Source organism: Nocardia sp. NPDC058519, assembly GCF_042719755.1.
Classification (GTDB): domain Bacteria; phylum Actinomycetota; class Actinomycetes; order Mycobacteriales; family Mycobacteriaceae; genus Nocardia.
Genome location: NZ_JBHXNK010000031.1, coordinates 13807 through 28512, shown reverse-complemented (window position 1 = coordinate 28512; position 14706 = coordinate 13807). Strand labels below are relative to the sequence as shown.

Genomic DNA, 14706 nt, shown 5'->3' with positions numbered 1-14706 from the left:
CGATCTATACGCGATCTATACGGGTGTCGGCGCCGAAGACGAAACTGCGCAGGACCAGGAAGCGCAGTCCGCCGACCACGGCCATGACGGCGATCACGGCGCCCGCCTGCGCGGCTTCGCCGAGATCCGGTGCCAGGAAATCCAATCCGGCCAGCGCCGCCGTGCTGATCCCGAGGCCGAGCAGCGCCAGCCCGCCGCCCTCCCACTGCGCGGTGAACCCGTCGACCCGGCTCCCCGCCCGGAAGGTGAGCTGCCGGTGCAGTTCGTTCGCGATCACCGTGCTCACCATCGACCCGGCGACATTGGCGACCAGCGGGCCGCTGTCGTGCATGGCCATGAACAGCAGCACATAGGCGATGTTGCTGGCACCGCCGACCAGCGCGAAGCGGATCAGCTGGGCGAACGCGTGGTCGCCGCGCAGGTATCGCAGCACGCGGACGAGATCGATGCGCGGCACGGGACCGGCCCACGCGGTGTAGACGCTGGTGGGGAGCATTCCCGGGCGGGTGATCTGCGGGGCGGTCATGTTCGTTCCGATCAAGCATGCGGGATTCGGCGGGATGCCTGGCAACGCTTGTGACTATACGTAGATGTATACGTATAAACAAGTGCGGTCGATCTTCGTACTGGGGATGGCACCCGGGGCGCGGTCGGCGGACACTGGAGAGATGGTTGACAGGGAGCAACGCACACCCTTCTACGGGGTGGTGCTGATTCTGGCAGCGCTCGGCGCGTCGATGGCGGTCAGTTACTACGGGCCGACCTGGGTCCGCGTCACCGTCTACATACTCACGGTGATGGTTGTCCTGGTCGGCGGCGTCATGACGTTCCGGGACTACTCACACTGACGCTGCGAACGCGATGCGCGCCCCGGGCTCGGTGGGGCGGGGCTCAGTGCTGCGAGATCGCGTTGAGCAGGAGCGTTCGCGCCTGGGGCCTCGGCCATCGCGATGGTCAGCGCGTGTGCGGTGTCGACTCCCGCGGCGAGGAGCAATTCGGTGATGATGTGCGCGATGGGCAGGTTGTGGATCTCCCACAGCATGTCGACGGCATCGCGCGGCGTTCCTGCTCGGTGCCGCGGGCATCTACGAGAAATTGGCCGGTCTCCACCCGGCGGTGCGTGCACTGGTACGCGGAAAGAACTGAGGGAAACCGATGTCGAATACCACTGCGGCACTGGCCGATTCCATCGCCCTGCCGTGTGGCGCCGCCCTGGCGAACCGGATCGTGAAGTCCGCGCTGAGCGAAGGGCTCGCGGATGCGGGCAACGCCCCGACCCCTGCCCTCGAGCGGCTGTATCGACGGTGGGCCGGCGGCGGTTTCGGCCTGGTCGTCACGGGCAATGTGATGGTCGACCGGCGTCACCTCGGTGAGCCGGGCAACCTCGTCGTCGAAGACGACCGGCACATGGCCGGGCTCCGACGCCTGGCCGGTGCGTTCGACCACGTCGACACCGCCTGCTGGGTGCAGCTCAATCATCCAGGGCGCCAGTCGAACCCGCTGGCCCGGACCAGGCCCGTGGCACCGAGCGCGATCGCGGCCGATATTCCGGGCGCGTCGCGGCCGACGGCGCTGACCGGACCGCAGATCGAGGAGATCATCACCCGATTCGCCGAATCCGCCGCGGTGTGCGAGGCAGCGGGCTTCGCCGGTGTGCAGATCCACGCCGCGCACGGCTACCTCATCACCCAGTTCCTGTCGCCGCTGACGAACCGTCGTGACGACGAATGGGGTGGCGACCCGGTGCGGCGACGGCGATTCCTGCTGGAAGTCGTTCGCGCGATTCGTGATCGGGTGAGCCCGGAATTCGCGGTCGGGGTCAAACTGAATTCGGCGGACTTCCAACGGGGCGGTTTCACCGAGGACGAATCCCGCGACGTGGTGTCGGCCCTGGTCACCGAGGGCATCGACCTGCTCGAGATCAGCGGCGGCTCCTACGAGAGTCCCGCGATGCTGGGCTCGGTGCGGGCGTCCACCGCGGCCAGAGAGGCGTATTTCCTCGATTACGCGCGCACCGTGGCCGAACTGGCAGGCCCGGTGCCCGTCGCGGTCACCGGCGGTTTCCGCACCGTGACGGCCATGCATGACGCCGTATCCTCCGGCGACTGCGACCTCATCGGCCTCGGCAGACCGACCTGCCTCGACCCCGACGCGGCCACCACAGTGCTGCGGCAGCCCCACAGCCGACTGGCCGTCGGCGAAGTCCGCGTACCGTTCGCGAGTGCGCCGATGATGCGCCAGCTGCAGAGCCTGGTCGAATTGCAGTGGCATACCGACCAGCTGCACCGCCTCGGCAACGGCAAGACCCCCGACCCGGACCGCGCATGGTGGCAGACCGCGATGAGCACGATGTGGCGCACCGGCGCCGATTCCCTACGCCCCAAGCGCGGCGGCGGCGCCCGATAACAGCAGACTCGACCGCACCATCCGATCGCCGAGGCGCGTCAACCGCTCGCGCGACCAGAGAGGTTACTTCCAACGGGATGATCATGGTGAAGACCAGCCCGGCCTGAGTTCACCGCGGAGCGGCGTGGCGGGGTGAATTGTTGCGAACTCTTTACAGCCGCTGTTATGCCACTGCAAAGAGCCGGAAATGTTCTCGTAGTGCGACTTTCATCAGTGGGCTTTCGCACGGGCGTTGGCACGCCACGGTTCCCGGGAAAGCTCGGTCGAGCCCTCGGCACGCGCTCGCGCCGCCGTGGGATGACTGCTCGAACCTGATGAGGGGAAGTATGAATATCAACCGAATCCGTGGTGGCCTGCATGCTGTCGGCACCGGCGTGGCCGTTCTCGCACTGGGTGCGCTCGTGGCCGGTACCGCCGGTGCCGATGCCTTCGTCCCACTGCCGGACGGCGAGCGGGTGGGGCACGGTGTCACGGTGAAGCGCACCGGTGAACACGCCGTGGTTTCCCCGTCGATGGCCGCCAATGGTGCGGGCCGGGTCGCGTGGGTCTCGGCGAACGTGACCGCCGACGTGACGATCACGCCCGAGGGCGAGGTGGGTCCGGCCAATGGTCCGTCCGGAAACGACGGCACCAACAACTCCTCCACTCACGGTGCCTCACAGCTCAACACCGGCTACATCATCGGCTGCCAGGTCTCGATCGGCGACGACGCGATCGCCGCGGGCCTGTCCGGTGGAATCGACCTGTCCGGCTTCAGTGTCGGCGGCTCGGCGGGCATCGAGCTCGGCCCCGGTGAGGTCGAGTTCGTCCAGCTCGAGAAGAAGGACATCCTGAAGCCGGGCGTCTACTCGATCGAGTACCAGGACGTCGAAATCGAGGTGCAGGGCTGCGCCGGATACGCGCAGGCCCGCTCGTACACCGTGGTCGAGATCATCGGCGACCACTACTCCAAGACCACCCTCTACGGTGCCCCGTTCAGCATCGGCTGACCCGCCCGAACCAGACTTCAGATCAGAGGATGAAATATATGTTCGACCGTAAGAATGCGGCGCGTCTGGCCGGTATCGCCTGCGCCGGCGCCGTCACCGTCGGAATGCTGTCGGCCGGTGCGGCCAACGCCGACACCTTCATTCCGCTGCCCGGCGGTGAGATCGTCAAGACGCTGTCCGACGGCACCACCGTCACCGTGCGGCTGGTCGGGGAGTCGGCCAACATCAACCCGTCGATGGGTTCGACCCCCGTGCACCGCAACGCGTGGGTGTCGGGCAGTGCGCAGGTCGAGGTGTCGGGTAACGCCAAGGGTGGCAAGATCCGTCCCGGCTACGTGGTCGGCTGCCAGGTGAACATCGACGGCGGCGGCGTCGAAGGTGGCGTCGAAGGCGAGAGCGACTGGGCGGGCAAGAAGCCCGGTGTGGGTGCCGACACCGGCGCCGAGCTGAGTCTCGGACCGGGCCAGGCGGAGTCGTTCTACATTCTCGACCTCGAGAAGGCCGATGACTACGGCGACGAGGCCCACAGCAAGGACAACAAGTTCAAGGGCAAGAGCGGCTCGGTGACCTGGGCCGACACCACCATCGGTCTGTCCGGCTGTGGTGGCTACGCGCAGGCGCGTGCCTTCGTGAAGGTGAAGGTCGAGACCGACAACGTGACCTCGGTCGTCACGCTGTGGGGTCAGCCGTTCAGCATCGGCTGATCTGATCGGACCGGTATCGAGGCCCGGCGCGTTGTGCGCCGGGCCTCGACGCGTCGGTGGGTATCAGGTCACCGGAATCGGGTGTCGCCCGCTGACAACCGGACGTCGGCCACCGGACGGCAATGTCGAACCGCCCGATGGGTTGTCCTCCTCCGGACCGGTGCCGTGGAATGACAGCGCCGATCCCGGTGACCGGAGTGTGCGCGACCGGGCCCCGGTGGATCGTCGTTCCTGGCACAGAACGTGACCCTCATCGTTGTCCCGCGTGGCGGCGGTCCAAAGGGGCCGAGAACACCACGCGGTGCTCGGCTGCGGCACGAACAGAGAATCGCAGGCAATCATTGCGAGGGTTCCGGTCGATCCTTTGCGATCTCATGACGGCCGACAGTCAAGGCGGGAATGGCCAGTACGAATCTGGCGCCGCCGTGGGGGCTTTCCGTGCAGCGAAGGGTGCCGCCGTGGCCGAGGACGGTTTCGCTGACGAGCGCGAGACCGATGCCGGTGCCCGCGGTCGCGCGCGACGCGGTGACGAAGCGTTCGAAGATCCGTTCGCGGTTCTCGGGAGCCACTCCAGGGCCCGCGTCGTCGACCGTCACCACGATGTCGGGTCCGGCTCGGCCGACGCCGACACCGGTCACCCCACCACCGTGGCGTTCGGCGTTGATGAGCAGATTGACCAGTGCGCGTTCGAGTTCCGTGCGCCGCCCGCAGATCGTCCCTGGGTCGCCGATGTCGAGCAGCTCCGGCGCCACACCACGACCGGCGAGTAGATGGGTGAGCAGCTCCGCCAGCTCGAGTGGGATCTGGTCGGAACGGTGGATCCCTGCTTCCACGCGGGCAAGGGCCAGCATGTCGTCGAGTAGTCCGCGCAGGTACGCGGTCTCCTCCACGAGCAGGCCCAGCGCGGCGCGAGGTCGTTCGGACAGCTCGTCGCGGTGCCCGGTCAGCACTGTCGCCGTGGTGGTGAGGGTGGTCAGTGGCGTGCGCAGCTCGTGGCTGAGATCGGATACAAGCCGCCGTTCGCGCTCGATGCGTAGATGCAGGGAGTCGACCATCGCGTTGAACGCGTCGACGGTGGCCGACAGTTCTTCGTCGTCGGTACGCGGCAGCCGCAGCTCGTGCTCACCGAACGCGATCCGGGAAGCGGTCGCGGCGACCTGACGCAGCGGGCTCAGTGCGCGATGAGCGGCCCAGGCGCCGATCGCGGCGGCGATCGCCACGGCGAGCACGGAGCACGCGAGCAGGATCGTGCGCAGCATCCGGAGGTTGGACTCGAGTTCGAACAGTGGTGCGAACTCGTAGAGGATGGTGCCGTTCTCGACGACCGCCCCTGCCCGGAGATAGGGCTGGCCGCCGATGCGCACCCGGGTGGCGGTGCTGTTCACCGCCTCGACCGGGCTGGGCAGCGGCAGTGCCGACGCCGACGGAAGATCGACATCGGCCCCGACCAGCGACCATCCGGTGTCCTGACGCAACATCGCGATGGTGCCACTCGGCAGATGGAGCGCGTCCATGGCCTGATCACCGGTGACATCCGCGCCGGCCAGCCGCAGACGCAACAGTTCGGCATGCACCCCCACCGCCCGTTCGACAGTGCGAGTCCGCTGCGACTCCATGTAACCGGTGCTGATGCCGTACACCGATCCGGACAGCACAACGGCTACCAGGCTCGCGCTGAGCACGAACATCGCGGTGACGCGGCCGCGCAGCCCGCGAAACCGTGACGGAAAACGTGGCCCGCGTTCAGGATTGGACATCGAGCCGGTAGCCGAGACCGCGCACGGTGACGATCAGCCGCGGGTCGGCGGGATCCCGTTCGATCTTGGTACGCAGCCTGCGCACATGAACGTCGACGATGCGCTCGTCGCCGAAGAACCCGCGATCCCAGATCTTGTCGAGCAGCACCTGCCTGCTCAGCACCAGACTGTCGTTCTGCGCCAGCTCGCACAGCAGCCGGAACTCGGTGAGCGTGAGATGCACGTCCTCGCCTGCCAGCCGCAGCGCGCCTCGCTCCGGAGAGAGGATCAGCCTGCGGTGCGGTGCCGCGTCGAGGACGATCTCGGTGACCTCGCGGTCGGTCATGGTCCTGGTACGCCTGCGCAGCGCCCTGATGCGTGCGGAGAGTTCTTTGACCTCGAACGGCTTGGTGACGAAATCGTCGGCGCCCGCCTCGAGCGCGGCGACCACGTCATGGGTGTCGTCGCGGGCGCTGACCACGATGATCGGCACGTCATGAGCACGACGCACCTCACGGATATAGGTGTAGCCGTCCATTCCGCCGAGCATGAGGTCGACGAGCATCACGTCGGGAGCACCGAGACTGTGGACCTGATCGAGTGCGTTCTCGGCGCAGTCCGCCTCGGCGACGGTGTAGCCCTCGTCTTCCATCGCGAGCCGCAGTGACGCTCGAACCCGGGTGTCGTCCTCGACGATCATCAACTGCGCGTTCATGGTGGGGAGCCTATCGGCCCCCACACAGAACAGTCCCCGGTAGTCTCCATCGAAAACCATGAGTTCAGTCGTCGCTGACAACTCCGGTTATTCGACTGGCTTGCCGGGGGCTTAGCCAGATCCTGAAAATTACGTCACAACCGTCGGCAAACGTCTTCGTCGGCAGTGCGGCTCATTTCCGGTGTTCCGGTATCTATCCAGTCTTCTCCTGATTTGCTCGATGTCAATACCTTCGCGCCAATGAATACGGCGAAATTATCGGTGTTATGAGACCGTCCATCGCATTGTGTCGATCCCCGCATCGGAGGACAGTAGATGTGTCCGGTGGCGCCCACCGGGGCGCCGCCCTTCCTGAAGTAGGAGGTGGCCCCGTGTACGCACGTTCCAGCACATTTGCGGCTCAGCGGTCCTCGATCGACCGCGGTATCGCATACCTCCACAATGCGGTGATGCCGAATATGCCCGAGCTCGACGGGTGGGTAGGCATGTCGCTGATGGTGGACAGGGCGACAGGCCGATGCATCGCCACCACCGCGTGGGAATCCGAGGCCGCGCTGCACGACAGCAGAATGCGCGTCCGATCTCTGCGCGATGGTCTGGCCGAGGCGCTCAACGGCACGGTCGACAATATCGAGGAGTGGGAAGTCGCGGTCATGCACCGCGATCATCTGGCCGGTGCGAGTGCCTGTACCCGGTGTACCTGGGTCCAGGTCGACCCGTCCGGCGTCGACCTGGCGATCCAGACGTTCAAGAACACCCTGCTGCCGGAGCTCGAGAAGATCGAAGGATTCCGCAGCGCCAGCCTGTTCGTCGACCGGGAAACCGGGCGAGCCGTGGGATCGACCGTCTGGGCGAGCCGAGAGGAGCTCGACAACAGCCGCGAACAGGTGGATCGAATGCGGGCCGCGGCGACCCGCACCATGGAAGCTGAGGTTCTCGAGGTAGCGGAGTTCCGGCTCGGCTTCGCTCACCTGCGGGTTCCCGAACTGGTCTGACCTTCGAGACATCCGGCCGGGTGCGAGAACTCCCGGCCGGATCGTCCGCTGCCAACCAGCTCAGCCGTGCATGCTGAGCTGGTCGGTCTCGTTGTCGGCTTCGGGTGCGAGAACGCGGCGCAGGAACTCGCCGGTCAGGCGCAGTGCGTGTCGGCTTTCGGGCAGGAGTGTGTCGAGGACGGGGAAGGCGTGCACCCCTCGGCGCCAGACATGGGTTTCGACGGTCCGGTCCGCGGCCGACAGTCTGCCGGTCAGGGTTCGGATATCGGGCTCCAGCAGTTCGCGTGCCACGCCGGTGAGGAAGGTCGGCGGGAAGGCGACGGGCGCGATGTCGTCGGCGGGCGAGGCCGTTCCTTCCAGCAGGACCGGGCCGCTCGACCAGCGCTTCGCGGCGCGCCGCACCGCGCTGATCGGCTGGTAGGCGTCGCCGCGCAGCAGCGCCGGGTCGATGCGGTCGAGGTCGAGAGTCAGCTGCGGTGAGTAGCCGACGAAGGCCGCGGGCGTGGTGATTCCGTCGCGGTGCGCGAGTTCGCAGATCTTGGCTGCGAGGAATCCGCCCGCCGAGTCGCCGATCAGGATCACCTTGTCCGGGTCGGGCGCGACACCGAGCAGTGCGCGGTAGGCGTCGTAGGCGTCGCGAACCGAGGTGCCGACCCCGGCCTGGGGAAGCTGGCGATAGTCCACCGAATGCACCGGCACCCCGAGCGACAGCGCGAGGCTGCCACACACGCGGCGATGAGTTGCCAGGCCGCAGAACACGAAACCACCGCCGTGCAGGTACAGCACAGTGGCATCGGTGAGCGTATCGATGGCGGTCGTGGGCCCGGCGCTGGTCTCCACCACCACGCCGCCCAGGCTCGACCGCTCGAGGCTCACCGTTTTCGCGTACGGCAGCAGGCCGAGCGTCGTATCGATGAGCCGAAGTGCCCGCAGGCCGTGATCGTTGAGCGGCCAGATCCGATAGAACGGTTTGAGGATCACCCGTGCCAGCACATACAGCAGCGTCGCGCGTCGGCTGGCTGTGCTGTGGAAATGTAGATCGGTTGTCACAGTTCGCCCGACCGATCGGGTACGACGATGGTGCCGTAGTCGAGTCCGCCGTGGCTGTGGGTGGGAACCACCGGCCACTGCCGCTTCCACGGCGCGCATTCCGACGACGGGATGATCTGGAGCCACTTCGGATCCTTGGGCGACGGCGAGGCCAAGGTCTTCTCCTTGACCATCGAGTCGTACTGGTCGAGGGAATCCTCGAGGGTGTTGCTGTTGAGCACCACCTCGCGGCCGTAGAAGTCGGCCTGCTGCTTGACGCCGGGGATCTTCGACAACTCGGGCTGCCAGCTGTCGGCGGCCATCCCGTTCTCCGAGGACACCCATACGCCGTCGGGGGTGTTGACGACCAGCGAGTGATTGCCGTCGGTGTGCCCAGGGGTCCACAGCAGGCTCACGCCGACGCCGAGTTCGACATCGCCGTCGAAGACCTCGAGCCGGTCGGCGGGCACGCCGTCCATCCCGTGCTCGACGTACCACGCCCACTGCATCGGGTGCATGGACTCGAAGGTGCCGAGCTCCTTGCGGTGCACCAGCAGTTTGGCATTGGGGAACAACGGCTTTCGAGGTTCGGTCTCACCCTCGATCGGGGTGTCGGAACCCATGATCATGCGCACGTCCTGCACATGGAGGTGGTCGAAGCTGAGGTAGTCGACGTCGGAATTGCGCAGTCCCAACCGGGGGAGCACGCTGTCGGGATCGTTGTAGTAGGTGACGAACAGCTTCTCGGCTCGCAGACTGCGCGAGAGCTTCTGGAGCTTGCCGTAGAAGGGCGCTTCCGCCGAGCCCGCCGCGACGGTTGGCTCCCACACCAGCGTCTTGAGCTTGCCGTCGAACCCTTCGAATTGGATCACGAACATCCGGTTGATGATCGAGATCATCGGGTTGAGGTTGACCGAGTACCCCTGGAAAGCGAATCGCGCCGGATACGGCGCCGCCGCGATGTCGAAGCTCTTGATCGCGCGGACCTGGCCCTGAGCCAGGAATCGCGCGCGGTACCGCTCGGCGGCGCTGCGCACCGCGGCCAGCCGGTCACCACGTGGCCAGATCTGGTGCACGCCACCGAATTCCGGGATGGGACGCACGGTGTCGAGAGGTGAAGGGGCTGTGTCGGTCATGATTCTCCTCGGGTGGGGCCGTCGTCGCTGAGAAGGTGTGATTCGTAGGACTCGCGGGCGGAGGTTCCCGCGACCGCGGCCACCTGGTCGGGCAGCATCGCGCGGTACAGGAAGTCGCGCGCACGCTGCGGCAGGACCTCGGCCCAGCGGGCGAGCGGGCCGACATAGGCGGGCAGGGTGACCTCGAAGCGAGGCCGTTCGATCACCGACACGACCGCGCCTGCGACGTCGGTGGGTCGCAGCAGTTTCGCGGCGCCGGTCGCGGTGCCCGCCGCCAGCTCGGTGTCCACCACACCCGGCATGATGATCGACATCTGGACGCCGGAGCCCGCGAGCTCGGCGCGCACGCCTTTCAGATAGCCGTACACGCCGTGTTTGGTTGCCGCATAAGTGGATTCGCCCGCGGGGGAGAGCTTCGAGGCGGCCGAGGCGATGGTGACGATGTGACCGTGTCCCCGGTTTCGCATGGCCGGGGCGGCGAGTTTGACGCCTCTGATCACACCGTGCAGGTTGACCTCGAGCTGACGCCGAGCAGCGTTCTCGGGTTCGGCGTCGAAACTGCCGACCCACATCACCCCGGCGTTGTTCACCAGGACATCGATCGGCCCCCATCGGGACTCGATGCCCGCGAGGAACGCTTCGAAGGACGCGGTGTCGGTCACGTCGAGGTCGAACGCTTCGACGGCGCCGGTCGACGATCCGGCGATCTCGCTGTCGAGCGCCGTCGCCGTCGCGCGCACCTCCTTCGCGTCGAGGTCGCCGATGGCTACGCGGGCGCCGGCCGATGCGAGTGTGCGGGCGATCTCGCGACCGATGCCTTTCGCGGCGCCGGTCACGGCCACGACCTGGCCTTTCAGTGCTACCGGCTGCCCGGATCGAGTGCGCATGGGTCTCCTGTTCGCCTTTTTTGACACGATAGCATGTCAAAATGGAGCTGGGTACCCTGATACGGGAGTAGAAGGAGTGTCATGACCGAAGTGCCAGTCAGGCGGCGATACAACGGCCTCGCTCCGGTGGAGCGCACCCGGCAGCGACGCATCGCGCTGCTCGAGGCCGCCCTGGAACTGTTCGGCGTCGACGGGTACCAGGGGACTCCCGTCAAACGGCTCTGCCAGCAGGCGGGTCTCACCGAGCGCTATTTCTACGAGTCCTTCGGTGACCGCGAGGAATGCCTGGCCGCGCTCTACGACGGCATCGTGAGCGACATGCGGGCGGCGACCCTGGCCGCGATCGCCGAGACCACCGAGGCCGGTTCGACGGATATCGCCGCGATAGCCCGCAGCGGCCTGTCCGGCTTCATCGGATACCTCACCGCCGACCCGCGACGGGCCCGCGTGGTGCTCGTCGAGGTCGTCGGCGTCTCACCGGCCATGGAGCAACGGCGCCATGGCGTCCTGCGCGACTTCGCCGACATCGTGATGAGCGTGTGGTCGGCGCTGGATACCGAGCTGACACCGCAACGCGATCACCTCACCGCCGTCGCGCTCGTCGGCGGCGTCAACCACCTGCTCGTGTATTGGTTGATGGAGGGCGGGCACCGTGATCCCGACGAACTCACCACGACCTGCGCGTCCCTGTTCACCGCCGCCTTCCAACGGCGTCACGAGCAGTAGCGGACCCGATCGAAGACGAAGTGGTGACGCCGATGTCCGTTCTGATCGCCGACGACGACCCGATGGTCCGGGATGTGGTGCGCCGCTATCTCGAACGCGACGGCCGCACAGTTGTCGAAGCCGCCGATGGTCCCGCCGCGCTGGCCGCCTTGGCGGTGCGGGGCGACGGTGGCGAGGTCCAACTGGCCGTGCTGGATGTGATGATGCCTGCACCCGACGGCATCGAGATCTGTCGTGCGGTGCGGTCCGGCCCGCGTCCGGACACCCCGATCATCCTGCTCACCGCGCTCGGTGACGAGGACGATCGGGTGCTCGGGCTGGAGGCGGGGGCCGACGACTATGTCACCAAGCCGTTCAGCCCGCGTGAACTGGCGCTGCGGGTGGCCTCGGTGCTGCGGCGGTCACATACGGCGCAGGATCCTCGACGCGAGGTCCTCGGCGACGGCGCGGTCCAGGTTCGCTTGGACTCCCGATCGGTGTCGGTGGCAGGCCACGCGGTCGAGCTGACCGCACGCGAGTTCGATCTGCTGGTGTTCCTGCTGGAGAACCCCCAGCGGGTTTTCAGCCGCACCGAGCTGCTCGCCCTGGTGTGGGGCTGGGAATTCGGCGATCTGTCCACTGTCACTGTGCACATCAAGCGGCTGCGCGCCAAACTCGGCGACCGGCACCGGATCGAAACGGTATGGGGCCGTGGGTATGTCTGGGCTCGCGACGATGCCTGAGGACGCCGGTGAGCTGATCGTCTTGACCCTGGCATGCACGGTGCCGGTGGTGGTGATCGGCGCTCTCGTTCTGCGTGCCACGAGCAATCGTTCCCTGACGACGAGTATGGCTGTGCTGGTGCTGATTCCGACGCTGTCGGCGCTGGCAGGCATCGTCGGGGTGAGTGGGCTGATGTCCAACGGGCTGCGGCGGACCGCGATCGTCCTCGCCGTCGTCGCCGCGGTCACGGTGCCCGCCGCGATCCTGCTCGGCCGTGAACAGGCACGAAAGACCGTGTGGGAAAAGCAGATCCGTGAGCAGGAGCGAAGCGCGGAGCGTTCGCGACGGGAGCTGGTGGCCTGGGTCAGCCACGATCTGCGCACGCCGCTGGCCGGTATCCGGGCGATGGCCGAGGCGCTGTCGGACGGTGTGGTCAGCAGTCAGACCGACGTCGCCCGCTACGCCGATCAGATCGGTTGCGAGACCCATCGGCTCGCGGCGATGGTGGACGATCTGTTCGAGATGTCGAAGATCAACGCGGGCGCCCTGCGGCTCGAGCTGGAGCCGGTGGACCTGCGCGAGCTGATCGACGAAGTGCTCGCCGCCAACCGGCCGAGCGCCGACCGCGCTCGCGTCGCGCTCGACGCCGAACAACCGGAGTCGCGCATCGAAGTCACGGCCAGCGACCGCGCGCTCACCCGAGTGCTGACCAACCTCGTGTCGAACGCGATCGCCCACACCCCGCCCGGCGGTCAGGTCTCGATCTCCGCCGGGTCATGTGACGGCCACGCGTGGGCCAGAGTCGACGATACGGGACCCGGAATCGCCGAAGCGGACCTCCCACGCATCTTCGAAGTCGCTTACCGGGGCACCTCAGCGCGCTCGCCGGTCGCCGCCGCAGGTACCCCGACCGGCAGCGGTATGGGCCTGGCGATCGCGGCGGGCCTCATGGCGGCGCATCGTGGCGAGATCACGGTGGAGAATCGGGACCCGGGGTGTCGATTCGAGGTGCGGCTACCGCTGGTGGCGAACTGACCAGCCGCACCGGCTCGGGTTCGTCGGCAGGCGGCGCCGCCCGTCGGCGTGCGCTGAACAGCATGCGGTCCAACAGCTGATCCCGCAGGATCAAGGTGTGCGCGAGGACTGCGCACATATGCGCGGTAAATGCGACCAGTAGACCGACAGCAAGAATGGTGTGTAGATTGCGCAATGCGTAATAGAGGTGCGCATCAGTCGGGGTAATGGCCGGTATTCGGATGCCGCCGAGTAGGCGGATCGGTGTGCCGGACGCCGAGGCGAGCGCCCATCCGGCGACGGGCTGGGCGATGAACAAGGCGTACATCGAATATTCGGAAGCCGCCGCGATTATTCGCTCGGGCCGTGCGATCGAATCCAGTTGCCGTGGTGGTGTATCACGGAGACGATTCGCGATTCTGATCAGCGCCAGCACAAGAATCGCAACACCGACAGTCTGGTGCAGGATCAGAATACTGTGATAATGGCCGAGCGAGCCGACCAGTGCGGCACCGAGGAAGATCATCCCCACGATCAGTACGGCCATTGTCCAGTGCAGGATTCGAGCGGTGATGCCGAACCTCGCCGGTGGTGTCGCCGGTGAATTCACGCCCGGCCCTCGGTTTCCACCGAGCCGCGGTTGTCCGGCTCGCCTGCCCGCCGACGGAAGGACTCGGCGTAGACGGCCGATCGCGCCGAGAGCAACGGATCGTCGGACGGCGCGATGCCGTTGGGCAGTACCAGCGGGTCGAAATTCACCGTGCGGACGTTGTCCGATGTCTCGGTGGCGATACCGGTCAGCACCAGGGTGCCGACATTCACCGTGGGACGCGTGCTCGGCCACGGCACGGAGGCGTCGTCGGTTCGGTCCTGTCCCCGAACGCCTTGGGTGACCATCATCGTCCAGCGGCACGGACTTTGCCGGATATCGTTCGTGAGCTGGGTGAACAGACTCGCGGGGCGGGGATCGTCGCCAGGGATCGACTCGGTTTCGGGGACCAATTTCCACCTGACCGGGATGGTCGTGCCATCCGGGTCGGTGAATTCGAACGCGTTCAGGCCGTGGAACGTGGTCGTCGCGAAGGTGGGAGCGGGGGCCACGGATTTCGCGATCTTCATGGCCGCGGCGGTGCGCGGATGCGTGGCGAGGTAGTCCGATACCAGCCGCGGGTTCGGTTTGCCGGTCGCCGGGTCGTTGGCGAAGGCAAGGCCACGGTCGTGGAAGTCCTGCGGTGTCGGGTCGAGGAAGACCGGCAGATTGATCATCGCCATCCGCCATTGCTCGCCCGCGGGAAGTCCGACCTGCAGACCGAGACCGCGCACGATGCCCGGATCCTCGGCGATGTGGGGATTGCCGCCCGACAACGAGAACCGCCCCCGCACCGAGTACCTGCCCGTTCGGAAAATGGACGCGGCACACAATTGCGCGCCACTCCCATTGCTTTCGAAATAGCCCTCGACGGCAACGCCCTTGGCATGATTGCGGCGAAATCCAGAATGGGTGCCATGGATATTCTGAAGGCGATCCACGACTCGCCGCGCGGTGAGCCGTTCCGGTCCGATAAGGCTTTCGGCGAAGAGAAATCCACCGATGGTCATTGCCCCCGTGCCCGCGACTGCCATCGCACCGAGGAGTGTTCGCCTGTCCACAGTAGGGATCCGTTTCT

The 14706-nt window shown here is 66.7% G+C and carries 17 protein-coding genes; 8 read left to right on the top strand and 9 right to left on the bottom strand.

Annotation, left to right across the window (positions count from 1 at the left end):
- Positions 1-4: 4 nt before the first annotated feature.
- Positions 5-526, bottom strand: a complete 522-nt coding sequence (locus ACFWPK_RS27750) for a GtrA family protein (protein WP_378920651.1) — start codon at positions 524-526, stop codon at positions 5-7.
- Between the two features lie 142 nt (positions 527-668).
- Between ACFWPK_RS27750 and ACFWPK_RS27745 the strand changes: the two genes are divergently transcribed.
- Positions 669-848, top strand: coding sequence for a hypothetical protein (locus tag ACFWPK_RS27745; protein ID WP_378920650.1), 180 nt, complete (start codon positions 669-671; stop codon positions 846-848).
- Here the strand turns inward: ACFWPK_RS27745 and ACFWPK_RS27740 are convergent.
- Positions 836-1042, bottom strand: coding sequence for a hypothetical protein (locus tag ACFWPK_RS27740; RefSeq protein WP_378920648.1), 207 nt, complete (start codon positions 1040-1042; stop codon positions 836-838). The genes ACFWPK_RS27745 and ACFWPK_RS27740 overlap by 13 nt on opposite strands.
- Before the next feature lie 113 nt (positions 1043-1155).
- Between ACFWPK_RS27740 and ACFWPK_RS27735 the strand changes: the two genes are divergently transcribed.
- The 3 genes from ACFWPK_RS27735 to ACFWPK_RS27725 all read left to right on the top strand — a co-directional run bounded on the left by ACFWPK_RS27735 (position 1156) and on the right by ACFWPK_RS27725 (position 4099).
- On the top strand, positions 1156-2406 hold the full coding sequence (locus ACFWPK_RS27735; RefSeq protein WP_378920646.1) for an NADH:flavin oxidoreductase/NADH oxidase family protein: 1251 nt from the start codon (positions 1156-1158) through the stop codon (positions 2404-2406).
- 326 nt (positions 2407-2732) lie between these two features.
- Positions 2733-3395, top strand: a complete 663-nt coding sequence (locus ACFWPK_RS27730; protein WP_378920644.1) for an MspA family porin — start codon at positions 2733-2735, stop codon at positions 3393-3395.
- A 38-nt stretch (positions 3396-3433) separates the two neighbouring features.
- Positions 3434-4099 (top strand): MspA family porin, encoded by a 666-nt coding sequence (locus ACFWPK_RS27725; RefSeq protein ID WP_378920642.1) that lies wholly within the window; start codon positions 3434-3436, stop codon positions 4097-4099.
- A 338-nt stretch (positions 4100-4437) separates the two neighbouring features.
- On the opposite strand, the gene ACFWPK_RS27720 is transcribed toward ACFWPK_RS27725, so the two are convergent.
- Both ACFWPK_RS27720 and ACFWPK_RS27715 read right to left on the bottom strand, forming a co-directional pair.
- Positions 4438-5856, bottom strand: a complete 1419-nt coding sequence (locus ACFWPK_RS27720) for a sensor histidine kinase (protein ID WP_378920641.1) — start codon at positions 5854-5856, stop codon at positions 4438-4440.
- The gene (locus ACFWPK_RS27715) at positions 5843-6550 is read right to left on the bottom strand and encodes a response regulator transcription factor (protein ID WP_378920639.1); all 708 of its coding nucleotides are present in this window, start codon (positions 6548-6550) and stop codon (positions 5843-5845) included. The genes ACFWPK_RS27720 and ACFWPK_RS27715 overlap by 14 nt, the downstream gene beginning before the upstream one ends.
- 449 nt (positions 6551-6999) lie before the next feature.
- Between ACFWPK_RS27715 and ACFWPK_RS27710 the strand changes: the two genes are divergently transcribed.
- Positions 7000-7545, top strand: coding sequence for a hypothetical protein (locus ACFWPK_RS27710; RefSeq protein ID WP_378920638.1), 546 nt, complete (start codon positions 7000-7002; stop codon positions 7543-7545).
- A 60-nt stretch (positions 7546-7605) separates the two neighbouring features.
- Here the strand turns inward: ACFWPK_RS27710 and ACFWPK_RS27705 are convergent, their stop codons facing one another.
- The 3 genes from ACFWPK_RS27705 to ACFWPK_RS27695 are packed head-to-tail and all read right to left on the bottom strand — an operon-like array spanning position 7606 to position 10597.
- A complete protein-coding gene (locus ACFWPK_RS27705; RefSeq protein ID WP_378920636.1) occupies positions 7606-8595 on the bottom strand; it encodes an alpha/beta hydrolase in 990 nt (329 codons plus the stop codon).
- The gene (locus ACFWPK_RS27700; RefSeq protein WP_378920634.1) at positions 8592-9710 is read right to left on the bottom strand and encodes a hypothetical protein; all 1119 of its coding nucleotides are present in this window, start codon (positions 9708-9710) and stop codon (positions 8592-8594) included. The genes ACFWPK_RS27705 and ACFWPK_RS27700 overlap by 4 nt, the downstream gene beginning before the upstream one ends.
- Entirely contained in the window at positions 9707-10597 is an 891-nt protein-coding gene (locus ACFWPK_RS27695) for an SDR family oxidoreductase (protein WP_378920632.1), read from the bottom strand. The genes ACFWPK_RS27700 and ACFWPK_RS27695 overlap by 4 nt, the downstream gene beginning before the upstream one ends.
- An 81-nt stretch (positions 10598-10678) precedes the next feature.
- Between ACFWPK_RS27695 and ACFWPK_RS27690 the strand changes: the two genes are divergently transcribed.
- Genes ACFWPK_RS27690 through ACFWPK_RS27680 form a run of 3 tightly spaced genes read left to right on the top strand, consistent with a single transcriptional unit; the run spans position 10679 to position 13060 of the window.
- Positions 10679-11323 carry a TetR/AcrR family transcriptional regulator gene (locus ACFWPK_RS27690; protein ID WP_378920631.1) on the top strand — a complete coding sequence of 215 codons (645 nt, stop codon included), beginning with the start codon at positions 10679-10681 and terminating at the stop codon, positions 11321-11323.
- A gap of 32 nt (positions 11324-11355) precedes the next feature.
- Complete coding sequence (locus ACFWPK_RS27685) at positions 11356-12045, top strand: response regulator transcription factor (protein WP_378920629.1); 690 nt, start codon at positions 11356-11358, stop codon at positions 12043-12045.
- Positions 12038-13060: a sensor histidine kinase gene (locus ACFWPK_RS27680; RefSeq protein ID WP_378920627.1), complete on the top strand. Its 1023-nt coding sequence runs from the start codon at positions 12038-12040 to the stop codon at positions 13058-13060. The genes ACFWPK_RS27685 and ACFWPK_RS27680 overlap by 8 nt, the downstream gene beginning before the upstream one ends.
- Here the strand turns inward: ACFWPK_RS27680 and ACFWPK_RS27675 are convergent.
- Both ACFWPK_RS27675 and ACFWPK_RS27670 read right to left on the bottom strand, forming a co-directional pair.
- A complete protein-coding gene (locus ACFWPK_RS27675) occupies positions 12996-13649 on the bottom strand; it encodes a cytochrome b (RefSeq protein ID WP_378920625.1) in 654 nt (217 codons plus the stop codon). The genes ACFWPK_RS27680 and ACFWPK_RS27675 overlap by 65 nt on opposite strands.
- Positions 13646-14638: a catalase family peroxidase gene (locus ACFWPK_RS27670; RefSeq protein WP_378920762.1), complete on the bottom strand. Its 993-nt coding sequence runs from the start codon at positions 14636-14638 to the stop codon at positions 13646-13648. The genes ACFWPK_RS27675 and ACFWPK_RS27670 overlap by 4 nt, the downstream gene beginning before the upstream one ends.
- Between the last annotated feature and the right edge of the window lie 68 nt (positions 14639-14706).

Bases quoted from the DNA above. Each gene is read 5' to 3' on its own strand.
- ACFWPK_RS27700 (WP_378920634.1), bottom strand. From the start codon at position 9,710: ATGACCGACACAGCCCCTTCACCTCTCGACACCGTGCGTCCCATCCCG.
- ACFWPK_RS27720 (WP_378920641.1), bottom strand. From the start codon at position 5,856: ATGTCCAATCCTGAACGCGGGCCACGTTTTCCGTCACGGTTTCGCGGG.
- ACFWPK_RS27685 (WP_378920629.1), top strand. From the start codon at position 11,356: ATGTCCGTTCTGATCGCCGACGACGACCCGATGGTCCGGGATGTGGTG.
- ACFWPK_RS27670 (WP_378920762.1), bottom strand. From the start codon at position 14,638: ATGACCATCGGTGGATTTCTCTTCGCCGAAAGCCTTATCGGACCGGAA.
- ACFWPK_RS27680 (WP_378920627.1), top strand. From the start codon at position 12,038: ATGCCTGAGGACGCCGGTGAGCTGATCGTCTTGACCCTGGCATGCACG.
- ACFWPK_RS27715 (WP_378920639.1), bottom strand. From the start codon at position 6,550: ATGAACGCGCAGTTGATGATCGTCGAGGACGACACCCGGGTTCGAGCG.
- ACFWPK_RS27740 (WP_378920648.1), bottom strand. From the start codon at position 1,042: ATGCTGTGGGAGATCCACAACCTGCCCATCGCGCACATCATCACCGAA.
- ACFWPK_RS27745 (WP_378920650.1), top strand. From the start codon at position 669: ATGGTTGACAGGGAGCAACGCACACCCTTCTACGGGGTGGTGCTGATT.
- ACFWPK_RS27735 (WP_378920646.1), top strand. From the start codon at position 1,156: ATGTCGAATACCACTGCGGCACTGGCCGATTCCATCGCCCTGCCGTGT.
- ACFWPK_RS27725 (WP_378920642.1), top strand. From the start codon at position 3,434: ATGTTCGACCGTAAGAATGCGGCGCGTCTGGCCGGTATCGCCTGCGCC.
- ACFWPK_RS27710 (WP_378920638.1), top strand. From the start codon at position 7,000: ATGCCGAATATGCCCGAGCTCGACGGGTGGGTAGGCATGTCGCTGATG.
- ACFWPK_RS27695 (WP_378920632.1), bottom strand. From the start codon at position 10,597: ATGCGCACTCGATCCGGGCAGCCGGTAGCACTGAAAGGCCAGGTCGTG.
- ACFWPK_RS27750 (WP_378920651.1), bottom strand. From the start codon at position 526: ATGACCGCCCCGCAGATCACCCGCCCGGGAATGCTCCCCACCAGCGTC.
- ACFWPK_RS27690 (WP_378920631.1), top strand. From the start codon at position 10,679: ATGACCGAAGTGCCAGTCAGGCGGCGATACAACGGCCTCGCTCCGGTG.
- ACFWPK_RS27730 (WP_378920644.1), top strand. From the start codon at position 2,733: ATGAATATCAACCGAATCCGTGGTGGCCTGCATGCTGTCGGCACCGGC.